General features: G+C 72.2%; 17 protein-coding genes. 13 read left to right on the top strand and 4 right to left on the bottom strand.

All coding sequences use genetic code 11. The features are described from left to right. Positions 1 to 14: 14 nt before the first annotated feature. Positions 15 to 584 (bottom strand): PadR family transcriptional regulator, encoded by a 570-nt coding sequence (locus OIE69_RS37235; protein ID WP_326579250.1) that lies wholly within the window; start codon positions 582 to 584, stop codon positions 15 to 17. A gap of 137 nt (positions 585 to 721) precedes the next feature. On the opposite strand from OIE69_RS37235, the gene OIE69_RS37230 reads away from it, so the two are divergent. Together OIE69_RS37230 and OIE69_RS37225 are read left to right on the top strand one after the other, a co-directional pair. Further along, complete coding sequence (locus OIE69_RS37230; RefSeq protein ID WP_326579249.1) at positions 722 to 1144, top strand: nuclear transport factor 2 family protein; 423 nt, start codon at positions 722 to 724, stop codon at positions 1142 to 1144. Between the two features lie 117 nt (positions 1145 to 1261). Further along, positions 1262 to 2272 carry a questin oxidase family protein gene (locus tag OIE69_RS37225; RefSeq protein WP_326579248.1) on the top strand — a complete coding sequence of 337 codons (1011 nt, stop codon included), beginning with the start codon at positions 1262 to 1264 and terminating at the stop codon, positions 2270 to 2272. A 44-nt stretch (positions 2273 to 2316) separates the two neighbouring features. Here OIE69_RS37225 and OIE69_RS37220 read toward each other — a convergent pair whose 3' ends face one another. Then, on the bottom strand, positions 2317 to 2979 hold the full coding sequence (locus OIE69_RS37220) for an HAD family hydrolase (protein WP_326579247.1): 663 nt from the start codon (positions 2977 to 2979) through the stop codon (positions 2317 to 2319). A 48-nt stretch (positions 2980 to 3027) separates the two neighbouring features. Beyond that, the gene (locus OIE69_RS37215) at positions 3028 to 3990 is read right to left on the bottom strand and encodes a lytic polysaccharide monooxygenase (protein ID WP_326579246.1); all 963 of its coding nucleotides are present in this window, start codon (positions 3988 to 3990) and stop codon (positions 3028 to 3030) included. A 186-nt stretch (positions 3991 to 4176) separates the two neighbouring features. Between OIE69_RS37215 and OIE69_RS37210 the strand changes: the two genes are divergently transcribed. The 10 genes from OIE69_RS37210 (at position 4177) to OIE69_RS37165 (ending at position 20272) form a co-directional block, all read left to right on the top strand. After that, positions 4177 to 5793: a serine/threonine-protein kinase gene (locus tag OIE69_RS37210; RefSeq protein WP_326579245.1), complete on the top strand. Its 1617-nt coding sequence runs from the start codon at positions 4177 to 4179 to the stop codon at positions 5791 to 5793. Beyond that, positions 5790 to 6581 (top strand): hypothetical protein, encoded by a 792-nt coding sequence (locus OIE69_RS37205; protein WP_326579243.1) that lies wholly within the window; start codon positions 5790 to 5792, stop codon positions 6579 to 6581. Before OIE69_RS37210 ends, OIE69_RS37205 begins: the two co-directional genes overlap by 4 nt. A gap of 437 nt (positions 6582 to 7018) precedes the next feature. Further along, a complete protein-coding gene (locus OIE69_RS37200) occupies positions 7019 to 9619 on the top strand; it encodes a Pls/PosA family non-ribosomal peptide synthetase (RefSeq protein ID WP_326581522.1) in 2601 nt (866 codons plus the stop codon). A gap of 31 nt (positions 9620 to 9650) precedes the next feature. Beyond that, positions 9651 to 12902, top strand: coding sequence for a non-ribosomal peptide synthetase (locus OIE69_RS37195; RefSeq protein ID WP_326579241.1), 3252 nt, complete (start codon positions 9651 to 9653; stop codon positions 12900 to 12902). Then, a complete protein-coding gene (locus OIE69_RS37190; protein WP_326579239.1) occupies positions 12899 to 13933 on the top strand; it encodes a TauD/TfdA family dioxygenase in 1035 nt (344 codons plus the stop codon). The genes OIE69_RS37195 and OIE69_RS37190 overlap by 4 nt, the downstream gene beginning before the upstream one ends. Beyond that, positions 13930 to 15000 carry a 2,3-diaminopropionate biosynthesis protein SbnB gene (gene sbnB, locus OIE69_RS37185; protein ID WP_326579237.1) on the top strand — a complete coding sequence of 357 codons (1071 nt, stop codon included), beginning with the start codon at positions 13930 to 13932 and terminating at the stop codon, positions 14998 to 15000. The genes OIE69_RS37190 and sbnB overlap by 4 nt, the downstream gene beginning before the upstream one ends. 226 nt (positions 15001 to 15226) lie before the next feature. After that, entirely contained in the window at positions 15227 to 16318 is a 1092-nt protein-coding gene (gene sbnA, locus OIE69_RS37180) for a 2,3-diaminopropionate biosynthesis protein SbnA (protein WP_326579235.1), read from the top strand. Positions 16319 to 16527: 209 nt separating this feature from the next. Next, positions 16528 to 16836, top strand: coding sequence for a hypothetical protein (locus tag OIE69_RS37175; protein WP_326579233.1), 309 nt, complete (start codon positions 16528 to 16530; stop codon positions 16834 to 16836). 98 nt (positions 16837 to 16934) lie between these two features. Continuing rightward, a complete protein-coding gene (locus OIE69_RS37170; RefSeq protein WP_326579232.1) occupies positions 16935 to 18335 on the top strand; it encodes a PI-PLC domain-containing protein in 1401 nt (466 codons plus the stop codon). Between the two features lie 2 nt (positions 18336 to 18337). Then, positions 18338 to 20272: a glycoside hydrolase family 5 protein gene (locus OIE69_RS37165; protein WP_326579230.1), complete on the top strand. Its 1935-nt coding sequence runs from the start codon at positions 18338 to 18340 to the stop codon at positions 20270 to 20272. A gap of 61 nt (positions 20273 to 20333) precedes the next feature. Here the strand turns inward: OIE69_RS37165 and OIE69_RS37160 are convergent, their stop codons facing one another. After that, positions 20334 to 21773 (bottom strand): cellulose binding domain-containing protein, encoded by a 1440-nt coding sequence (locus tag OIE69_RS37160; RefSeq protein ID WP_326579228.1) that lies wholly within the window; start codon positions 21771 to 21773, stop codon positions 20334 to 20336. A gap of 238 nt (positions 21774 to 22011) precedes the next feature. On the opposite strand from OIE69_RS37160, the gene OIE69_RS37155 reads away from it, so the two are divergent. Further along, on the top strand, positions 22012 to 22854 hold the full coding sequence (locus OIE69_RS37155) for a GntR family transcriptional regulator (protein ID WP_326579226.1): 843 nt from the start codon (positions 22012 to 22014) through the stop codon (positions 22852 to 22854). Positions 22855 to 22862 lie beyond the last annotated feature (8 nt).

Here is a 22862-nt window from a genome sequence, read left to right as displayed (position 1 = left end):
GGCGCGGCAAGCCGTCAGCGCTCCTCCGCGACGCGGGCCCGCCGCCGCAGGACTTCGGCGGCCCGCCGGCACCAGTCCCGGTTGCCCTCCTCGAAGGCGAGGCCCCGCAGACAGGTGAGGTACGGGCCGACGCGGCGGCCGCGGCCGAGGAACTCCTCCTCGCTGCGGTCGCCGCGCATCCGCGCGAGAAGCCGTTCGAACAGCTCGATCTTGGCGTCGGCGAAAGCGGCCCGCTCGCCGAGCCGGGCGATCAGCTCCCCGGCGTCGACGACGTCGGCGGCCTGCACCGCCACCAGCAGGTCGTCGCGGATGAAGGAGGGCTTGCCGACCGCGGCCGCGAAGCGCTCCAGCTCGCCTACCCCGCCCTCGGTGACGTGGAAGAGGCGCTTGTTGGGCCGGCTGTCCTGGACGACCTCCCGGCCCGCGATCAGCCCCTCCTTCTCGAGCCTGGCCAGTTCGGCGTAGAGCTGCTGCGGCTGGGCGTGCCAGAAGTTGGCCACGCCGATGTCGAACGCCTTCGTCAGCTCGTAGCCGCTGAGCTCCCCGTCCAGGAGTGCGGCCAGGACCGCGTGCCGCAGGGCCATCCCGGCTCCCCTTCCGCCCGCCCGTCCCGGCGTGCCGTGCCGTGCTCTTCCGTGTGGACGCTCCCCATGATACTCAAGAAACTGACTAATCAATTTTCTGAGTGCCGGCGTCCGGAGCCGGACGACCAGGAGGAGCCATGACCGCCGCCGAACGCTTCCGGTCCGCCGTCGAGCGCAGCGATCTCAGCGCGCTGGACGAGCTGTTCCACGAGGACGTCCGTCTGTACAGCCCCGTGAAGTTCACCCCGTTCGAGGGCAAGCCCATGGTGATGGGGCTCTTCGGCGTCCTGCTGCGCACCTTCGAGGACTTCCGCTACGTGGGAACCCTGGACGGCACGGTCGAGACCAGCGCAGACGGCTCCGGGGCACCCTCGACCGTGCTGGTGTTCCGCGCCACCGTGGGCGGCAGGAGCATCCACGGCATCGACCTGCTGCAGGTCGACGAGGCGGGCCTGATCAAGGAGTTCACCGTGATGGTGCGCCCGCAGTCCGCGGTGCACGCGCTCGGGGAGGCCGTCCTGGCCGGCCTCGTCGCCGACGGCCTCGTCCCGGCACCGTAGGGGCACGGCACCGGGCACGAGCACGCCGGGCAAGAGCACGCCGGGCGGCTGACCTGGGCCGGGTCTTACGTCCCGGGCCCGTTACGCCGCCCTGGTGACCCGCCTACTGTCCTGGCCATGGATACGACAGGGACCCTGGACGAGGCGCTACAGCGACTGCACGGATCGGGGCCCGAACGGCTCGGACGGCTCACCAACCACGCGCCGATGGCCGTCGAGGCGCTCGCCGCCCGCGGGCAGGCCGCTTCCGTGCACCGCTGGCTCGACCTGTACGCGCGCAAGCTCGAGGAGTTCCCCTCCGGCGTCGAGCCTGTCACGGCCGCCGACTGGCGCTCCGCGCTCGGCGATCCGCGCCGCGCCGCCGACTGGATCGCCTACTTCGGGCGCGAGATCGCCGAGCACCCCTGGCGGGAGGTGCTCACGCAGTGGTGGCCGCGGCTGCTGCCCGGCGTGTACGGCGGCTCGACGCACCCGGTGATCCGGGTGGGCCACGCCGTACGCACTCTGCTGGCCGGCGAGACCACCGCGCCCCGTCTGGCCGAACTCGCCCACGGCCTCGGCTACTGGGCCGCCCGCCACCACCCCGTCGCGGGTCTCGCCCCGCTGCCTGGCGCGGGCAGCGCGGCCGCGGCTCTCGACGCGGTGGCGCCCATCGCCGTACGGGACGGCGGCTTCCCGGCGCGGCTCGGCCGCGTCACGGGCCTGCCGGTGTGGGCGGCCTCCGTCACGGACCCGGACGAAGCCCGCACCCGCCTGACCGAACTGGTGCGTGCGGCCACCCACCGGTACGCCACCCACGGCCACGGCGAGGAGACGATGCTGGTCCACGCCGCCACGGCCCCCAACGCCGTCCTGCGCGCCCTGCCCGCCCTCCCCCGCGCCCTGTGGGTACCGAGCCTGCGGGCCGCTTGGACGGCCTCCGCGGCGGTGACCGCGATGTACGCGCCGGACGCGCCGGTCGCGTACACCCCGCCGGGCACGTTCACCCCCGAGGAAGTCTTCGAACGGGCCGTGGCGCACGGCGACGAACACGTCCTCAAACTGACCGACACGGCCCTGGACGTCGGCGACGAACAGGCCCTGGCGGCCGCTCTGCGCTCCGTCGAGCTGAGCGAACCGCTGCGGTAGGCGCCCCGTCGTCCGGTCCGTGCTGCGGGCCGTGCTGCGGGCCGTCAACCGGTGGCGGAGACCATGCGGCCCAGGGCGGGAAGCACGCTTCGCAGGTCGCCGTCGTCCACGGTGACGGTCGCCGCGTCACGCGCTCCCGCCGACGCGTTGAACGCCACGCTCAATCCGACGGAGGCGAACAGCGGCAGGTCGGAGCGGCTGTCCCCGACGGCCCCGCACTCGCGGGGATCCAGCCCCAACCGCCGTGCCTGCGCGAGGGCGACGTCCCGTTTGTCGTACTCGTCGAAATGACGGGCGACCCGGCCCGTGAACCGGCCGTCGGCCGTCTCGAGGCGCGGCCCCCCGAACGCGTGGAAGCCGAACCGCCCGGCCAGATGACCGCCGACGGGTGACCAGGCGAGCGTCGCCAGGATGGGCACCAGCCCGTTCCGCCGGCACCAGGCAACGGTCTCGTCGATGCCCGGCACCAGGGGAAGCCCGTCGAGCCAACCAAAGACCCGGTCCACGGGAACCCCCGCCCAGCCCGCGGCATCCAGCTCGGAGACCTGACGATCGTCCAGTTCACCGGCGGCGTAGGCATCTTCGGCCCGGGCCAACTCGTCCCGGTGGCCGAGGAAGCCGGCCAGATGGACGGACGAACTCGTACCCGGGACGAGGGTGCCGTCGACGTCGAAGAACACGGCACCGGCATGATCGGACGAGGACACCGCGCAAGGATCCCACGGCCGCGGCCGAGCGCCCCCCTGCGGCCCGGCCTACCGGCCCCGGGTGCCCGGTGAACGGCGCAGCCGGAACAGCAGGGCGATCGCGGCCATGCCGCCCAGCAGGCTGGCGCTGCCGAGGGCCAGCAGGGTGCGTCCCGGTCCCTCGCTCTCGGCGGCCACGGGCCGGGTGGCAGGCGTGTGGACCGCGTCCCGCGGAGAGGCCGGGGCGGCCGCGGCGGATTCCGCGGTCCGGGCGGCGGAGGGGGACGCCGCGCCGCGGGAGACCGTGGCCGCGGGGCTCGCGGAGGCCGCCGTCGCCGCGGGTTCGGCGGGCTTCGCCGGCTTGGCGGGCTTTGCCGGCGCCTTTGCCGCGGCGGCCGGGAAGACGACGTCCGAACAGGAGTAATAGGTGTCGGGCGTCGAGGAGTTCTGCCAGATCGTGAAGAGCACGTGCCGCCCGGTGCGGTCCGAGGGCAGCCGCCCGCCGATGCGGTAGGCCCCGCCGGACACGGGCGGGTCGGTGACCTTCACGAAGGGGTCGCTCGCCAGCGCCGACCAGGTCAGCGGCCGGGTCGGGTCGTAGCCCTCCTTGGTGAGGTACAGCCGGAACGTGCCCTGGTGCGGGATGGTCGTGCCGTACGCCATGGTGAAGGCGGCACCCGGCGTCAGGCGCGTGGCCGGCCAGTCGGCGCGCGGCAGGTCGAGGCCGCGGAAGGCGGCCAGCCCGCCGCTGCAGAGCTTCCCGTCCGGGATCACCTGGCGGTCGCGGCCGGCGACCCCGGCGACCCGGAGGTTGTCCCAGTCCGCGAAGGGCCGGCTCCCGCCGTTGGCGGCCGCGGCGGCACGGCAGGCGGCCGTCCCCACGTACTGTCCGCTTCCGGACGCGCACGCCGCGGCGCGGCTGACCGGGGACACCGGTGCGCCGTGGGCGGCGGCCGGTCCCGCCAGGGCCAGCGGCAGCACGACGGCCGTGCCTGCGACGACGGAGCTGAGCACGTGGCGCGATGGGGCCATGCAGGCCGCCTCCCCTGTTGCCGTTCGGTGGATCGGAACGCACGTCCCCCCGTAGTACGGACGGTCGGCGGGGGGTGTTCAGCCGGGTGGGGGGTTCCCCGGGAACCGGTCGCGGAGGAATCGTGTCTGTTGAGGAGAAGTCGACGCGGTCGCCGGCACCGCGCCACGTTCAGGGGGGACAACTGAATGAGCGGCTGGAGGGCTCCCGGGTACACCGAGACCAGAGAGCTGGGCTCGGGCGGCGGCGGTCGCGTGGTGCTCGCGTCCCATGACGCGACGTCAGCGCCCGTCGCGATCAAGTACCTGAGCGACGAACTCCGGGCCGATCCGGGGTTCCTCCAGGAGTTCCGCGCCGAGGCACAGTTGCTGGGAGGTCTCGATACACCGTATGTCGTCAGTCTGTACGAGTACGTGGAGGGTCCCCGGGGTGCCGCGATCGTCATGGAGCTGGTCGACGGCTTACCGCTGAGGACGCTTCTCCGTCAGGAAGGAGCCACCGGGCCCGAGGCAGCGCTGGTGGTGCTCAAGGGGTCGTTGCTCGGCCTCGGCGCCGCCCACCGCACCGGTGTGGTGCACCGCGACTACAAACCGGAGAACGTCCTGGTCGCGGCGGACGGATCGTCGAAGCTGGTCGACTTCGGGATCGCCTTGCGCAGCGGGACCAAGGGGGCCGTGGCGGGAACGCCCGCCTACATGGCCCCCGAGCAGTGGAACGGGCGTACGGCGTCGCCCGCGACGGATGTGTACGCGGCGACGGCGACCTTCTACGAGTGCCTCACCGGCAGCAAGCCCTTCGGGGGCGACAACTTCGCCGAGCTGGCCGTACAGCACATCGAGGCCCCGGTGCCGGTGGAGCGGGCTCCGGAGGCGGTACGCGGCCTGATCCTCCGCGGGATGGCGAAGGACCCGGAGGAGCGCCCGGCCGACGCCGAGGCGCTCGTCGCGGAACTGGAGGTGATCGCGGGAGCGGCCTACGGAAGCGACTGGGAGGAGCGAGGCCGGCGCAGGCTCGCCGCCCTCGCGGCACTGCTGCCGCTGCTCTTCCCTTCTGCGGGACCGGCGCCGGGGACGGCCGATCTGGCCACGACCCTGGTCCGCGGCGGCGCGCGTCGCCTGACACGTCAGGGCATGCTCGCCGCGGTGGGCGGATTGATCATCGCCGGACTGCTGACCTTCGCCGCGGTGGCCTCGGGCGAGGCCCCACGGCAGACGACCGCAAACTGGACAGGGGAAACGACGAGAGCGACTCCGCGCGGCACCTCCGCCACGCCGGGGACGACGGCTCCACCGGGCAGTCCCTCGCCCGGTCCGACGAGTGCGTCGCCCTCGCAGCCGGAGGGCACCCCGGCGACCACCGGGCCCACCGCCGTCACCACGCCGACCGCGCCGACACCGACCACGACGGTCTCGGCCACGACTTCCGCGTCCGTGACGACCACGCCGCCGGCGTCGCCCTCCACGTCGCCGACACCGCCGGTGAGCGTGAGCGACGTCTCCGTCACCTCGCTCACCCAGACGGGTGTATTCAGTGCCGCGGCCACGATCCAGGTGCGCACCAGCGACGCACGCCCGGTGACCGTCACGGTCGCCTGGTACACGAGCGACGCGAAGGGGGAGCGCGGCACCGCCGACGGCGCGCAAACCTTCACCCGCAGCGGCTCGACCTCGTACACCTTCACCGCCGACCACACGTTCCCGCGGGGCAGCGGCTGTTGGTTCGGAGCGCTCGCCACCACCGCGCCGGCGGCGGCCAACGGCCAGTCGTTCCAGCAGATCCTCACCCGTGGCTGCGTGATCACGTGAACGGGTCGCCCGGCCTCCCGCCGGAGGAGACGGACCGCACCCTCCACCTCGGCCCCGCGGACGCGCCGCCGGCTGACGCGGCACCGCGGGACGCCACGCCCCACGACACCGAACCCGTACGGGCAGCGGCCGACCCCGAGTACAGCGCCACCGTCCTCGCCGAGCACTGGGCGCCGTCCACACTGCCGACGGCACGGCTCGAACCCACTGTCAGCGCCGAGGGGGCGGTGCCCACGGTGAAGGCGGGCCCCACCGTCGTCCTCCCGGACCGGGTCGAGGGCGATGTGATGCGCTTCGGCCCCGGTGTCACACCGGCCGCGGCGGCCCGTGCGAACATCGCCGCCGAGGTGTGGCGGGGCCTGATCACCCCGCCCCCGCCGCCGAGGCCGGCAGGCCGCAGGTGGCCGCAGCGGTACGCACTGGCCGCGACGGTGCTGGCGGCGGTGCTGCTCTTCCTCGCCTGGCAGCGCTTCGGGCCGGGCCTCGCGGTGCGGGGGGTGACGGTGACCGCCTCCCCGTCGGCGCCCCCCTGCGACACCACCGTCGACCTCGTGGCGGTGGTCACGACCAACGGCCGCCCGGGCACTATCGGTTACCGATGGCTACGCAACGACGGCACCTCCTCCGACGTGCTGTACGAGGAGGTCCCCCGCGGCCGCCACGAGGCCCGGCTGCACCTGTTGTGGACCTTCCGCGGTCAGGGCACGTACCGGGCGCAGGCCGAACTGCGCATCACCACCCCCGGCCACCGCGCCGTCACCACGGGTTTCACGTACGACTGCCCGTGACCACCGGGCCCGCCCGCGCAGCCTGAGCGCGGGCGGGCCCGGCCATATGACGAGGCTTCAGCGAATACCCGTCGCCTTTTAACTCTCTTGACCGGGGCGACCACTCTCGGTAGCGCTTATCGCATCTCCGCGACTTTCCCGCAACCTTGCGAATCGATGGTTTTTCCGGCTTTACGGAACGGTACTCGTCGATTCGTCGCGCCTTCTCGAGCATTTGCGCAGTCCAGGGCCGCGACATGCCACTTCGATCATCTTCGAGTGGCAGTCCGAACGAGGACGGCGGAGACTACGAGGAGCGACATATGGTTGTATGGCGAGAGAAGAGCTCACGACCGCATGGCTTCCGGATTACTCGCTCCGGCCCAGCCGGGGCGCGAGGGACACCGGGTACCGGCCTTACCGGCCGCCCGTGGTCGACTTTTCCTCAAGGAGCTCACATCGTGGAAAAATCTGCAGAGGTCCTGGCGTCGGATCCCGCTTCGGATCCCGATGAATCTTCAACCACCGGGCGCCCCTACGCCGCCCCGGCCGACGGCACGGAAAGAATTCTCGCCGACATTCTGGCGGGCGTCGTGCACACGGACCGGGTGTCGGTCGACAGCCATTTCTTCACGGAGATGGGTGCCGACTCCCTGGTGATGGCTCACTTCTGCGCCCGGGTGCGGAAGCACCAGGATCTGCCGTCGGTGTCGATGAAGGACATCTACCGGCATCCGACGATCAGAAGCCTCGCGACGGCGCTGGACGCCGTGCCGGCCACTGCCGAGGCCCCCGCCGCGGCGTCGGCCCTCGCCGACGTGCCGGTCCCCGAGGCCATCGAGGCGGCGGCCGCGAGGGGCACACCTCGCTACGTGCTCTGCGGCGTGCTGCAGGCACTGTTCTTCCTGGGCTACTCGTACCTCGCCGCGCTCGTGGTGATGAACGGCGCGGAGTGGATATCCGCCGGCACGAGCCCCATCGACATGTACCTGCGGTCCGTGGCCTTCGGCGCCGCGGCCCTGGCCGGCCTCTGCGTCCTGCCCGTCGCGGGCAAGTGGCTCCTGGTCGGACGGTGGAAACCGCAGGAGATCCGCATCTGGAGCCTGGCGTACTTCCGGTTCTGGTGCGTGCGGACCCTCATCCGGGCGAACCCCATGGTCCTGTTCGTCGGTTCACCGCTGTACGTGCTGTACCTGCGGGCGCTGGGCGCGCGAATAGGCCGCGGCGTCGCCGTCTTCTCCAAGCACGTCCCGGTCTGCACCGACCTGCTGACCATCGGCGACGGCACGGTGATCCGCAAGGACTCGTACTTCTCCTGCTACCGGGGCCACTCGGGCGCGATCCAGACCGGCCCGGTCACCCTCGGCAAGGAGGTGCTGATCGGCGAGGTGACGGTGCTCGACATCGGCACCTCCATGGGCGACGGCGCCCAACTCGGCCACGCCTCCTCGCTCCACACCGGCCAGACCGTCCCCGCCGGCGAGCGCTGGCACGGCTCCCCGGCACAGCCGGGCGCGGCGGACTACCGCGTGGTCGCGCCGGTGAAGTCCGGCAGGAGCCGCCGTGTCACCTACTGCCTGACGCAGTTGCTGATCCTCGTGGGCGTCTCGGTCCCGCTCGCGGTCGGCGGGGTGGCGATCCTGCTCGCGGCGGTCCCGCGACTGGCCCCCCTGCTGGAGCCGGGCCCGGTGGCCCTGACGACGTGGACCTTCTACGCCGACGCCCTGGCCGTCTCCTTCGTGCTCTTCTGCGGAGCGGTGCTGATCGGCCTGCTGCTCGTCGCCACCGTGCCGCGCCTGCTGCACCCGCTCGTGAAGCCCGACGCGGTCCACCCGCTCTACGGTTTCCGCTACGGGGTCCACCGGAGCATCGGCTTCCTCACCAACCGGAAGTTCTTCCGTGTCCTGTTCGGCGACAGTTCCGCCGTCGTGCACTACCTGCGCGCCATCGGATACGACCTGTCGCCGGTGGAGCAGACCGGCTCGAATTTCGGTACCGAGGTGAAGCACGAGAATCCGTTCCTGAGCAAGGTCGGCAGCGGCACCATGGTCGCCGACGGACTGTCCATCATGAATGCCGACTACTCGAGCACCTCTTTCCGCGTCACCCGGACGGCGATAGGTCCGCACAATTTCCTGGGCAACCACATCGCCTATCCGCCCCAGGGCAGGACGGGCGAGAACTGCCTGCTGGCGACGAAGGTCATGGTCCCCGTCGAGGGGCCGGTCCGGGAGAACGTCGGGCTGCTGGGATCGCCCAGCTTCGAGATTCCCCGCACGGTGGACCGGGACAGCAAGTTCGACCACCTGAAGGACGGCGACGCGTTCCGGCGCCTGCTGTCGGACAAGAACAAGCACAACACCGGCACCGCGGTGCTGCATTTGATGCTGCAGTGGCTGCTGCTCTTCCTGGTCGCACTGACGGCGTCCTGCGCCGCCGACTTCTACCCCACGTACGGCGTCGCCGCATTGGCCCTCGCGAACGTCGTGGTCCTGGTCGTCACGGTCACCTACATCGTGCTCGGCGAGCGGATCGTGACCAGGTTCCGCGGTCTGCGCCCGCTGTACTGCTCGATCTACGACCTCGACTTCTGGCGGCACGAACGCTACTGGAAGGTCACGGCCGCGACGGAGTACCTGAACGTCTTCAACGGCACCCCGTACAAGAACGTCGTCTGGCGTCTGCTCGGCGTGCGCATCGGGCGCAGGGTCTTCGACGACGGCCTCTTCCTCCCGGAGCGCTCCCTGGCCGCCATCGGCGACGACTGCACGCTCAACGCGGGCACCGTGATCCAGAGCCACTCCCAGGAGGACGGCGCCTTCAAGTCCGACCACAGCACGCTGGGTGCCGGCTGCACCCTCGGGGTCGGCGCCCTCGTCCACTACGGCGTGACCGTCGGCGACGGCGCCGTGATCGCCCCGGACTCCTTCGTGATGAAGGGCGAGGAACTCCCCGCGCACGCCCGGTGGGGCGGGAACCCCGCCCGGGAGATGCCCGAGAACCCGAAGACCCCCGACAGCGGCGGCGATCGCGCCACCGCGCTGATCAGCGGTGTGTAGCCCCGTGGAAACCGCGAGTGGAGGCAGTTCGATGGACATGGCAGTGCACGCCGGACGGGAGTTCTGGCGCGGAGTGCTCGCCAAGGGCGGGTTCACCGCGATCCCCCGCTGGACTTCCGAACCGGTCACCGGCGCCGCCGAGCACGTGGTGGCGGTCCCCGACGGCCTCACGGCGTCCGTACGCCGCGTGGCGGACGAGGTCGCCGTCCCGCTGGGCTCGGTGCTGCTGGCCGCGCACGCCAAGGTGCTGGCCGCGCTCTGCGGCGAGACCGACGTCGTGACCGGTTACGTCGCCGCGGGCGGCGCGGTGCTGCCGTGCCGGCTGTCGGCGGGCCCCGGCTCGTGGCGGTCCCTGCTGCTGGACGCGCACGGCGCCGAGTCGCAGGTACTGGCCTTCCAGGACTTCCCGGTCGACGCGCTCCGCAAGGAGCTCGATCTGACCGAGCCGCTCTTCGAGACGGTCTTCGACCTGTCCGGCGGCGGTGTCGAGCTCGCCCCCGGCACCGTGCTGTGGGTCGGTGCCTCGGACCGTGACGGACGCCTCTCGCTGCGGCTGCGCTACGCCACCGACGTCATGGACGAGGACGCCGCGGCCCGTGTCGCCGGCTACCACGTGGCCGCGCTGGCGCGGATCGCCGCCGACCTGGACGCCGAGCACACCCGCAAGAGCCTGCTGTCGGCCGAGGAGAACCGGCTGCAGCTCAGCGGAATGGCCGGACCGCACAGGAAGCTGCCGGACCAGCGGATGCACGAGCTGTTCGAGGAGCGGGCCCGGGCTCACCCGGAGGCGGTCGCGGCCGTCCACGGGGACCGCCAGTGGACGTACGGCGACCTCAACGCCCGGGCGAACCGCCTGGCCCACGCCCTCCTGGCGCGCGGTCTGGAGCGCGAGGGCGTCGTCGCGGTGGTCACCGAGCGGAACCTGGACTGGCTGGCGGCGGTGCTGGCGGTCTTCAAGGCCGGCGGTGCCTACCTGCCGATCGAGCCGCACTTCCCGGCCGGCCGTATCAGGAACACCCTGACCCGCGCCGAGTGCCGCCTGGTGCTGACCGAGCGCGGCAGCGCCGCCACACTGGACGAGGCCCTGGCCGCGCTCCCCGAGGTACAGCGGCTGCCGGTCGAGGACGCCTACGCGGAGGACCATCCGAGCGAGGACCCGCGCGTGGCCGTCGCCCGCGACCAGCTGGCGTACATCTACTTCACCTCCGGGTCGACCGGGGAGCCCAAGGGCGCGATGTGCGAGCACGCGGGCTTCGTCAACCACCTCTACGCCAAGATCGACGACCTCGGCATCGGCGAGGGGCAGGTGGTCGCCCAGACCGCCCCGCAGTGCTTCGACATCTCGCTGTGGCAGCTGGTCTCGGCGCTGCTCGTCGGCGGGCGCACCCTGCTGGTCGAGCAGGAGACGATCCTGGACGCCGACCGCTTCCTCGACAAGGTCGTCGAGGGACGGGCGAACGTCGTCCAGCTCGTCCCCTCCTACCTGGACGTCGTGCTCTCCGCACTGGAGCGGCAGCCGCGCGAACTGCCGGACCTGCGCTGCGTGTCGGTGACCGGCGAGGCCCTGAAGAAGGACCTCATCGGACGCTGGTTCGCCGCCCGGCCCGGTGTGAAGCTGGTCAACGCCTACGGGCTGACCGAGACCAGTGACGACACCAACCACGCGGTGATGGACCGGGTCCCCGACACCGACTGGGTGCCGCTGGGCAGGCCCGTCAACAACGTCCGCGTGTACGTCGTCGACGAGCACCTGTCCCCGGTGCCGCTGGGCGCGCCGGGTCTGGTCGTCTTCTCCGGGGTCTGCGTGGGCCGCGGCTACATCAACGACCCCGAGCGCACCCGGCAGACGTACCTGACCGACCCCCACCGGTCCGGTGAGCGGCTGTACCGAGGCGGCGACTACGGTCGCTGGCACCCGGACGGCACGCTGGAGTTCCTCGGCCGCAAGGACCACCAGGTCAAGATCCGCGGTTTCCGCATCGAGATCGGCGAGATCGAGAACACCCTGGTCCAGGCGCCGGGCGTACGCGACGGCGCGGTCGTCGTCACCGAGGACGGCAGCCAGCTGGTCGCCTTCTACTCGGGCCCCGCGCCCGTGGAGGCGGAGACGCTGCGCGAACACCTGGCGGCCTCCCTGCCCGCCTACATGGTCCCCGCGGCCTTCCACTGGAGGGAGAGCCTGCCGCTCACCGCCAACAGCAAGATCGACCGCAAGGCCCTGACCGCGCCGGCCGCGGAGGGCTCCGAGCGGGACGCCGCGGAGCCGGACGGGCAGGCCCCCGGCACCCACGCCGAGCTGCGCCTGGCGAAGGCGTGGTCGACGGTGCTCGGCATCCCGCAGGAGCGGATCGGGCGCCGGGACCACTTCTTCGACCGCGGCGGCACCTCCCTGTCGGCCGTGCGGCTGGCGATCCTGCTGGACCGCGCGATCTCCCTCAAGGACGTCACCGCCCACCCGGTCCTCGCCGACCTCGCCGAGGTCGTCGACGGCCGGACGGCGGCCCGGCCCGGACTGCTGCAAGCCCTGTCGGAGCCGGACGGCGAACCGCACGGCACCCTGGTGTGCTTCCCGTACGCCGGCGGCAACGCGGTGAACTTCCGGCCACTGGCCGCGGCCCTGCGGCCCGCGGGCTGCGCGGTCTACGCCGTCGAACTGCCCGGCCACGACCCGGCCGCCCGCCACGAGGCGTTCGCCCCGATGGCGCAGGTGGCCGGCGCGGTGGTCGAGGAGATCGCCGGCCGCGGACTGTCCCGGATCCTGCTGTGGGGCCACTCCTCGGGCACCGCCCTGGCGGTGGAGACCGCCCGGCGGCTGCAGGAGCGGGGCGTGGAGGTCCAGCGCGTGTTCCTCGGCGCGCAGCTGCTCGGCGACTCCGCCGGGCGGCGCGCCGCGGCCGAGGCGCTGTCCGGCCGCGGCGACGCCGAGATCGCCGCCGAGCTGAGCGGTGACGGCGGCTACGGCCAGCTCGCCGAGCTGGACAGGACGCGTGCCGAGCACGTGGCCGCCGCCTACCGCCACGACTGCGTGGCGGCCCACCGATACTTCGCCGACGCCCTCGACTCCGCACCGCCGGTGCGGCTGTCCGCGCCGGTCACCGTGGTCGTCGCCGCCGACGATCCGTACACGGCGGACCACTCCCGCCGGTACCGCGAGTGGCGGCTGCTGGCCGAGCACGTCGATCTGTACGAGCTCGCCCGCGGCGGTCACCACTTCCCCCGCACCTGCCCGGACGAGGCGGCGCAGGCGGTCCTGCGCGCCGCCGAACTCCTGGCCTCCCCATGAACGCGAACCGAGAGGAGACGCAGTTGTCGACCTCAGCTTCCCCTCCGTCCCTGCTCGACCTCGAGCTGCGGCCCGGCTCACCCCCGATCCTGCGCACCGGGGCCGTTGAGGACCCGGCGGGCTGGGCCGACGGATACCGCGACGCGCTGCGCGCGGTCGTCGCCGAGCACGGCTCGGTCCTGATCCGCGGCCTCGGCCTGACCGACGCGGACAAGGCCGCAGGCGTCGTCCGGCGGCTGGCCGGCAGGCTGACCCCCGAGAAGGAGGCCTTCGCGTCCCGGCAGACCTATGCCGAGGGCCTGTACTCCTCCTCCAACTGGCCGCCCAACCAGCCGATGTGCATGCACCACGAACTGAGCTACCGGCTCGAGTTCCCGGGCATGATGATGTTCGCCTGCCTGACCGCGCCGGAGAAGGGCGGGGCGACGGCGGTGGCCGACGCGCCGGCCGTGCTCGAGGCGCTGCCGCCCGAGCTGGTCCAGCGCTTCGAGCGCGAGGGCTGGCTGCTCACCCGCAGCTACAACGACGAGATCGGGGCGACCGTCGCCGAGGCCTTCGGCACGGACGACCGTTCCGCCGTCGAGGACTACTGCCGCGCCAACGCCATCGCCTTCGAGTGGCAGCCGGACGGGGCCCTGCGCACCCGCCAGCGGCGCAGTGCCGTCGTCCGCCACCCGGTCACGGGCCGGCGCTGCTGGTTCAACCAGATCGCGTTCCTCAACGAATGGACGATGGACCCCGAGGTGCACGAGTACCTCGTGGACATGTACGGCGCCGAGGGCCTGCCGTTCAACACCCGCTTCGGCGACGGCGACCCGATCGGCGCGGACGTCGTCCAGCTGCTCAACACCGTCTATGAGGCGAACACCGCCCGCGAGCCGTGGCAGACGGGCGACCTGATGCTCGTCGACAACATCCGCACCGCGCACAGCCGCGAGGCCTACGAGGGCTCCCGTGAAGTGCTGGTCGGCATGGCCGACGCGGTGCGCCTGGCCGACTGCTCCCCGACCGTCGAGGTGACGACCGCATGACCAGCAACCGCTCCGCCGCCCAGGGTTCCGCGCCCTCCGGGCCGCTCGCCGTACCGCCGTTCGCGGTGGTGCCCGGTGTCCAGGTCCAGCGTGCCCTGCACGGGCGCGAGAAGCAGATCACGGAGTTGGTGGAGACCACCTACCGGCTGCACTCCGCCGGTGACTCGGTCAACCCGCCGTCGTACTTCCTGCGGTTCCCCGACCGTCCCACCGCCCGGATCATCGCCCTGCCGGCCTCGATCGGCGGCGAGGTACGCGTGGACGGCCTGAAGTGGATCTCCAGCTTCCCGGAGAACGTGGCGGCGGGGATCCCCCGCGCCTCGGCGGTGCTGATCCTGAACGATCACGACACCGGCTACCCGATCGCGTGCCTGGAGAGCTCCATCATCAGCGCCACCAGGACGGCGGCGATGGCGGCCCTGGCCGCCGACCGGCTGAGCCGCCCCGACCGGCGCCCCCGGCGTGTGGGGTTCTTCGGGACGGGGCTGATCGCCCGCTACATCCACACCTATCTGGTGGGCACGGGCTGGCACTTCGACGAGGTCGGCGTGTACGACCTGTCGGACGAGAGCGCGAAGGGCTTCCGCGGCTACGTCGAGCAGACGGGCGCCCCGGGACGCATCACCCTGTACGACAACCCCGAGCAGATCATCCGGGAGAGCGACCTGGTGGTCTTCGCCACGGTCGCGGGCCGGCCCCACGTAGGGGACATGACCTGGTTCGGGCACAAGCCGCTCGTGCTGCACATGTCGCTGCGCGACCTCACGCCGGAGATCGTGCTCGGCTCGACCAACGTGGTCGACGACGTCGAGCACTGCCTGAAGGCGGACACGTCGCCGCACCTGGCGGAGCAGCACACCGGCAACCGCGACTTCCTGGCCGGCACGCTGGACGACGTGATCGCCGGCCGGGTGGCACTCCGCGAGGACCGGCCCGTGGTGTTCTCGCCCTTCGGCCTCGGGGTCCTCGACCTCGCGGTCGGCAAGTACGTCTACGACGAGGTGGCGCGTTCCGGCGAGCTGCACGTCGTCGACGACTTCTTCCACGAACTGCGCCGGTACGGATGAACGGCCGCGACCCCGCCCCCACGCCACCTGGCCCCCGGACCTGGGCCCGGGCCCCCGACGCCGGGGCGGGCACCACGGCGACCGACCACAAGGAGCCGCATGCGGAGGTACCTCCGGGAAAGACCAACGGTCCAGCCACGCAAGCTCATCAGTGCAGGACACAGCGGCCGCTGACGCGTTGCTCACCCGTCTGGACGGGAGAGGCGCTGCAGATGAGGAGGCCATCGTGACAGTCATATCCGTTCCCCAGGCCTTCAACGAGGAACAGCTCTTCGTCGACCTCGAGTCGATCTTCGGGCAGTCGCTCTTCCTCAAGTGCGAGGGCTTCAACTTCGCCGGTTCGATCAAGCTCAAAGCCGCGACCGAGATGGTGGAGACCGCCGAGCGGGAGGGGATCCTGACTCCGGAGTCGATCCTGGTCGAGTCCTCGTCCGGCAATCTGGGCGTGGCGCTGAGCATGATCGCGGCCAGCAAGGGCTACCGGTTCCTGTGCGTCACCGACGCACGGTGCAATCTGTCGACCAGGCTCCTGATGAAGGCCCTGGGCAGTCAGGTGCACATCATCTCCGGGCCGGACGCCCACGGCGGCTACCTCGGTGCGCGCCTGGACTTCGTCCGCGCGCTGTGCGCCTCCGACGACCGGTACGTGTGGCTCAGCCAGTACACGAACCCGGGCAACTGGAGGGCGCACTACCGGACGACCGCGCCGGAGATCGCGCGGCAGTTCCCCGAGGTCGACGTCGTGTTCGTCGGGGCCGGCACCACGGGGACGCTGATGGGCTGCGCCCGCTGGTTCCGCGAGTGGTCCCGGCCGGTCAAGGTCGTCGCGGTGGACAGCGTCGGTTCCGTGACGTTCGGCGGGGCTCCCGGCCGCCGGATGATCCCGGGGCTGGGCATGAGCGTCCATCCGCCGCTGCTCGACGAGTCCTTCGTGGACGAGGTCGTCCTGGTCGAGGAGGCGGACACCATCCGCGCCTGCCACCGGCTGGCCCGTCGCGGCTTCCTGTTCGGTGGCTCGACGGGCACCGTGGTCAGCGGCGCGACGAGCTGGCTCGAGAAGAACGGCGCCCCCGGCCTCACGTCGGTGGCGATCGCGCCGGACCTCGGCGAGCGCTACCTCGACACGATCTACCAGAGCAACTGGCTGCAGGACCTGTACGGCGAGGACGTCCTCGAACCGGACGAACGGGCCGACACCTCCTGGGCCGACCCCGCGTGGGCGGCGGCGGCCGAGGCCGCCTGGGCCGCCGCGTCCTCGGCGGCCCCCGCCGAACCGGCGACGACGCCGTCGGTCTCACCCGACGGTCAACTGCACTGACGGCCGGGCGGCGGCGCCGCCCCCGTCGATCACATGCTGCTGCGGCGGTCATCGACCGCCGCAGCAGCACGTCCGCGTTCGGGCGCGCACCGATTGAGTAGTTCCGCCGATCCGGCTTGAGCACGCGTACTCATCCCCGCCCGGGTGCGCCCCCCGTAGCCTCGTCAGCAGGGTCGACAACGACGCCTGGGACCAAGGGGGGACCTACGATGATCCGACGCACCGCCACCGCTCTGGCACTGTCCGCCGCCACCCTGCTGATCGCCGCAGGGGCGGTCGCCGCGGCGGACCAGGGGCCCGGGGCCGTCACCGGGGCCTGGGTCGGTCCTGGGGTCGTCAAGGCCTGGGTGGGACCCGGTGTCGCCACCGAGAGCTGGGTCGGGCCCGGCGTCGTCAAGGCCTGGGTGGGACCCGGTGTCGCCACCGAGAGCTGGGTCGGGCCCGGCGTCGTCAAGGCCTGGGTGGGACCCGGGGCCGTCACCGAGGCCTGGGTCGGGCCCGGCGTCGTCGAAGCCTGAGTCGGCGCGGGCGCGGCGCTCGCCCGGCGGGCGGGCGACGCGCTGAGCCGCACGGCGCGCCCTTTCATGGCAAGCGTTACCGGTGGTATGTCATGCGCATGACTACCACTCGGAGCGATCGCTCCGTCTCCCTGCCCCGCGCCGGCGCGGTGGCCGTGACCGTGGCGGCCGCGGTCCTGGCCGTCACCGTGCCCGGGCTGCCCGCCGGGGCCGCGGCCGTCGCCGCGCCCGGCGGCACCTTCTCCGTACAGAGCGCCGTGAACGGCCTCAACGCCTCCGACAGCGGCGGCACCGTGGCCCTGCACCGGCCCAAGGGCAACGAGGACCGCCAGCAGTGGACGGCCGTCGCCGTGCCCGGGGGCCAGGAATTACGCAGCACCGACGACGCGAGCAGCTGCCTGGGCCGCTCCGGCGCCGACGCGGCGATCGTGGCGTGCGGCGGCGCGAGCGCGGCGTGGGAGATCACGGCGGCCGGTGACGGCACGTACGCCCTGGGCGTGCCGGGCACCGCGGACCGCCTGACGCTGGGCGAGGCGCCGAGCGGGGGCGTGTACCCCGAGCGTCCGCGCGTGGGCGCCGCGGGGCCGCTGTCCCGGTGGCACCTCACACCCACCCCGCTCCCCCGGGCCGCCGTGCCGCCCGCCGACGGGCGCACCCTGGACCAGGTCACCTTCCTGACCGCGCACAACGCGTACGCCAACGGCGTCGACGGCGGCTTCGCCCCGCCCTTCGTGAACCTCTTCCCCAACCAGTCGCGCGGTATCTCGCAGCAACTGGGCGACGGTGTCCGCGGCTTCATGATGGACATCCACCAGACCCCCGACGGCGCGATCCTCTGCCACAACAGCTGCACGCTGGTCAGCCGTCCCGTCGCCCTCTGGGTGGACCTGCAGCGGATGGTCGACTTCCTCCGGCAGCACCCGGGGCAGTTCGTCACCGTCTTCCTGGAGGACTACGTCTCCCCCGAGGTGCTGCGCTCCGAGCTCTCCCGGGTGAACGGCCTGTACGACGTCCTCTACCGCCCGGACCAGGACGGCGTGCGCGAGCACGGCTGGCCCACCATGTCCGGCCTGGCCGCGCGCGGCAAGCAGTTGATGATCTTCAGCGACAGGACCCGCGGCTCCGACACCGGCCTGAAGCGCGACAGCTTCGGCGTGCTGTACCAGCAGGAGTGGACGGTGGAGAACCACTGGTCGATGGGCTCCGGCGCGAGCACCTCCGACTGGTCCTGCTACAGCCGCTGGTACGGCGCCGGGGTCAACGTGCCGCTCACCCGCGAGGAATCCGGCTTCCGGCCGCTCTTCGTCATGAACCACTTCCGGGACACGACCCTCGCCGGCACCGCGTCCACCGACAACGGCAAGCTGCTCAACCGCATCCAGAACTTCTGCGAGCCCGCGGCGCGGAAGAAGCCGACGTACGTGGCCGTCGACCGCTACGACCTCGGCTCGCCGATGACCGCGGTCGACCAGCTCAACACCTACACGGTGGTGCCGTAGCCATGGCCGCGACGTTACCGCGCCGGCCCCTCACGGCCGTGGCCGCCGCGCTCGTCACCCTCCTCGGCCTGCTCACCCCCACGACGGCGCTCGCGCGGGACCCCGGGCCCTCGGCCCCCGCCGCGCCCGCCACCGCGCTCGCCGCGTCCTGGACCCCGCCGCTCAGCACCCGCGGGCGGTACATCGTCGACGCCGACGGCAACCGCTTCAAGCTCAGGTCCGGCAACTGGCACGGCGCCAGCGGCACCTGGAACGGCTCGGGCGATCCCGCCGACCCGGCGAACCACCACGCGGGCGAGGACTCCGGCCGCACACCGCTCGGCCTGGACCGCGCGCCGATCGCCGAGATCCTCTCCGGCTTCGCCGAACTCGGCGTCAACAGCGTCCGGCTGCCCTTCTCCAACGAGATGATCCACGACTCCGTGCCCGTCACGGACGCCGCCGTGGCCGCGAACCCCCAGCTGCGCGGCAGGACACCGCTGCAGGTGTACGACGCCGTCGTCGGCGCCCTCACCGGCGCGGGCTTCGCCGTCGTCCTCAACAACCACACCAACACCACCCGCTGGTGCTGCGGCGTGGACGGCAACGAGCGCTGGAACGCCTCGCAGTCCACCGGCACCTGGGAGGACGACTGGCTGACCATGGTCCGCCGCTACCGCGACAACAAGCGCGTCGTCGGCGCCGACCTCTACAACGAGGTGCGCCGCTCGGTCTGGGACGACCCCAACTGGGGCCTCGGCGACGACCACGACTGGTTCGCCGCCTCGCAGCACCTGGGCGACCGCATCCTCCAGGAGGCCAACCCCGACCTGCTGGTCATCGTCGAGGGCATCAACTGGACGGGGCTGCCCGTCGACGGCCTCCCCCACGACCGCCCCACCCTGGAGCCCGTCCAGCGCCTTTCCCACACCCTCGTACGGTCCGGGAAGCTGGTGTACTCCGCGCACTTCTACGGCTACACCGGCCCGCGGCACAGCGGCGCGACGGGGATCGGCGAGACCCACGACCCGCGCTACAGCGACCTCGGCCGCGACGAGCTGTACGCGGAGCTGCGCAGACAGGCCTTCTACGTCTCGTCGGACACCGGACGGCACTACACCGCGCCGCTGTGGATCAGCGAGTTCGGCGTCGGCGGCCGGGACGAGACCAACGACAAGTCCCGCGCGTGGTTCGCGAACTTCACGGACTTCCTGATCCAGACAGACGCCGACTTCGCGTACTGGCCGCTGGTCGGCCGGCACGAGAACCGCCACGGCAACGGCTGGGCGCTGCTGCACTGGGACTCCGCCGGTCACCGCATGGGCCTGTACGACGGCGACGACTGGCGGGCCGACGCCTGGTCCCGGCTGGTCGGCAGCCCCGGCCGCACCGGGTACGTGGCCCCCGTCGCCCACTGGTCGATGCTCGCTCCGGACCACGGGGACTTCGTGCAGAGCCTGCGCATGCGCGCCCGCCCCGACTGGGACTCCGGGGCACGCAAGGCCGCCTGCCCGGACGGGCAGCGGCTGATCGGGCTGGCCCGCACCGGCAACCGCGGTCTGTGCACCGACACCGGCGCCGGGGACCTGTGGGCCTCCTCCGGGGCGTACCAGGTCGTCACCGACGAGCGGTACGTGCCTTCCGGGGGCGACTGGGCCTCGGGCTACACCAAGCTGCAGTGCCCGGGCGGCTCGTTCCTCGTGGGCTACGCGGTCCGCGGCGCCGCCGTCTCCAGCGCGCTGTGCGCCACCGCGGGCACGGCCCTGGGCGGTGCCGGGCGCACCGTGTGGTTCGACCGGGGCGACAACCGTCCCGCGTCGGGCGCGGGCGGCGACTTCGCGTACGGCAGCTACAAGGGCCAGTGCGCGGACGGCGAGTACGCGGCGGGCATCGCCTGGACCGGCCGCTTCGGCTCCTCCCGGACGCCGGACGCGCTGTACTGCCGGCCGCTTCCGTAGGGGCGGTCCGTGCCGCCGCCCACCGCGCCCCTGTGGCGGTGGGCGGCGGCACGGTGCCCGGTCAGCTGCCCGGGACGGTGTCGGTGAAGGCGGTGCCCGCGGTGCGGTAGGCGGTCACCTTGGCGGCGACCTGGGCCGGGGTCAGCACCTGGTCCTTGACGAAGTAGACGTAGTCGACCTGCTGGTTGTACGAGCGCGGGGTGCTGCCCGTCTGGCCGGTGAGGTCGATCAGCCAGTGGTTGAAGTCGATCCACTGGCTGGTCTCGGGCAGGTAGGGCTCGCCGTGGGAGCCGAAGACCTGGCCGTCGATGTAGTAGGTGATGGCGCTGTTGTCGATGGTGATCTGCAGGTCGTGCCACCCCTCGTAGCTCTGGCGGCTCTCCGAGTGGGTGTTGACCGCGTTCCACGGGTCCGGGTTGTAGGTCTCCCAGGACGTCGTGTACATGATGTTGCTCGGCTCGCCCCAGCCGCCGTTGGGCAGGTACTCGAAGTCCTGCTCGCTGTAGTTCGGGTCCATCGGGGCGTTGAGCGGGGTGAAGGCGAAGAACGTCTGCACGACGTGGTCGCCGTCGGGGCCGCCGGTCGGCGTGTCGTTGAAGCGCACGCGGGCGGCGTACGTGCCGTTGCGGAACTTGCGGGCGGTGGTCTGGATCTCGCTCTCCTTGGTGCCGGCGGCGGTGCCGTCGGTGGTGAGGCGGAGGTTCATGACCTTGTTGCTCCCGGTGCCCGCCACGAAGGTGACGTCCTGCGGGGACCACGTGGCGCCCGGTACGCCGGGACCGCCCTGGCCGGACTTCACGGTCCAGCCGTGGTTCTGCAGCGCGGGGTCGCTGCTGGAGGTGTAGGTGAAGTCGTCGAACATCGCGGGCGCGTTGGGATCGGCCGGCGGGTCCGTGGGCGGATCCGTCGGCGGGTCCGTGGGGTCGTTGCCGGCGGGCGCGGTGCCCCAGACGACCGAGCCGCCGCGCTGCACGGTGACCTTGTCCCAGTCGGCGTACGACGTCCGGGAGCCGTTGAAGGAGTAGTCGTCGGACTGGGTCAGGCGCTGCCAGTCCGCGCGGTAGAAGCGCAGCTGCATGTCGCCGGTGTTCTGCTCGGCGGCGAGGGAGCCCGCGCCGGAGGTGAAGCCGATCTCCAGGTAGCGGTCGGCGGTGGCGGTGGGGTTGGCGAGGTTGCCGAACGTGCCGGTGATGTTGGCGCACCCCTTGACCGCCCAGGAGCATGCGAAGCGGTACGCGGTGGTGGGGCTGTCGGCCTTGAAGTAGTAGCGCAGGGTCACCTCGCTGAGCGGTACGGAGGAGGTGCCCCGGTTGGTGATCTCGAGCCAGGGCTCGGCCTGGTCCGCGGTGGCCCCGGACGCGCTCGTCCGGTACTGCGCGGTGAGCGTGGTCGCCGCGGCCGACGCGGGCAGCGCGACGAGTCCGGCGCAGGCGAGACCCGCCGTCGTACAGGCGGCGATGGCGGTGCGGACCCGGGCGGTGGTGCGGAACGGTCCTGACATGGGGACCCCTTCCAGTCGGGTGGAGCACGTGGGGGAGGGCTTACCACTTGGCAACTGGTCTTCCACTGGTAAGGGAAGGTGGCATAGACCAGATGAAGGGTCAAGTCCCCTGACAGGAAGGGAAGTCAGCGCATCGGCAGCTGATACGAGTGTCCGAAACGCTGGAGAACTGGTCAGCAACTGGATAGCCTCATGGGCACGGCATTCACCGCACGGCCGAGAAGAGGGGGCGGGGCGCATGACGGGCGAGGCACCGCGGTCGCCGCTGAAGCGGGAACGGGTCCGCGACCACCTCCTGGAACTCGTCGAGTCACAGGCACCGGGCACCCCGATCCCGTCGGAGCGCGCCCTGTGCGAGCAACTGGACGTCTCCAGGCCCACCGTGCGCTCGGCCGTCGACGAACTGGTCACCACAGGACTGCTCGTCCGGCGCCACGGGAGCGGCATGTTCGTCGCCCCCGCCAAGATCACCCAGGAACTCGCCCAGGGGGAGAACGCCTTCAGCCTGCCGCAGGCCTCCGGCCACTGGCTCAGCCGCGTCCTGGAGTTCGCCACGGTGCGGGCGGGTGCCCGCGTCGGCCGCAAGCTCCGGGTGTCGCCCGCCGCCGAGATCGTCTACATCGCCCGGCTCCGCCTCGTCGACGGCGAGCCGATGGCCGTCGAGTACCTGCACGTACCGGCCGAGCTGGTGCCGGGCCTGCGGGCGGCCGACATGGAGTCCGGGGACTTCTACGCCTGCCTGCGCGAGCGGCACGGCGTCCTCGTCCACGAGGCCGTCCAGTCCATCGAACCCACGGTCGCCAACGAGGAGGAGGCGCGTCTGCTGCAGGTGCCGGTGCTCTCCCCCGCGCTGCTCTTCGACCGCCTCACCAGCGATGCCGCCGGCCGCCCCGTGGAATACGTGCACTCCCTCTACCGCGGCGACCGCTACCGCATCGTCTCCCGCCTGTCCCTCGCCGACTCGGCGTCCGCGGGCCTGCCCGTGACCGCCGGCCACCACCCCGGCATGCCCCCCGACGAGCGCGCCGCCCCGGCCGGCACGCTCGCCCACGTGATGGGGGACGTACAGCCCCGCGGATGAGGACCCGC

The sequence above is a fragment of the Actinacidiphila glaucinigra genome (assembly GCF_035918135.1).
Taxonomy (GTDB): Bacteria; Actinomycetota; Actinomycetes; order Streptomycetales; family Streptomycetaceae; genus Actinacidiphila; species Actinacidiphila glaucinigra.
The sequence above is the reverse complement of the archived record's forward strand: the minus strand, read 5'-3'. Positions and strand labels throughout refer to the sequence as shown.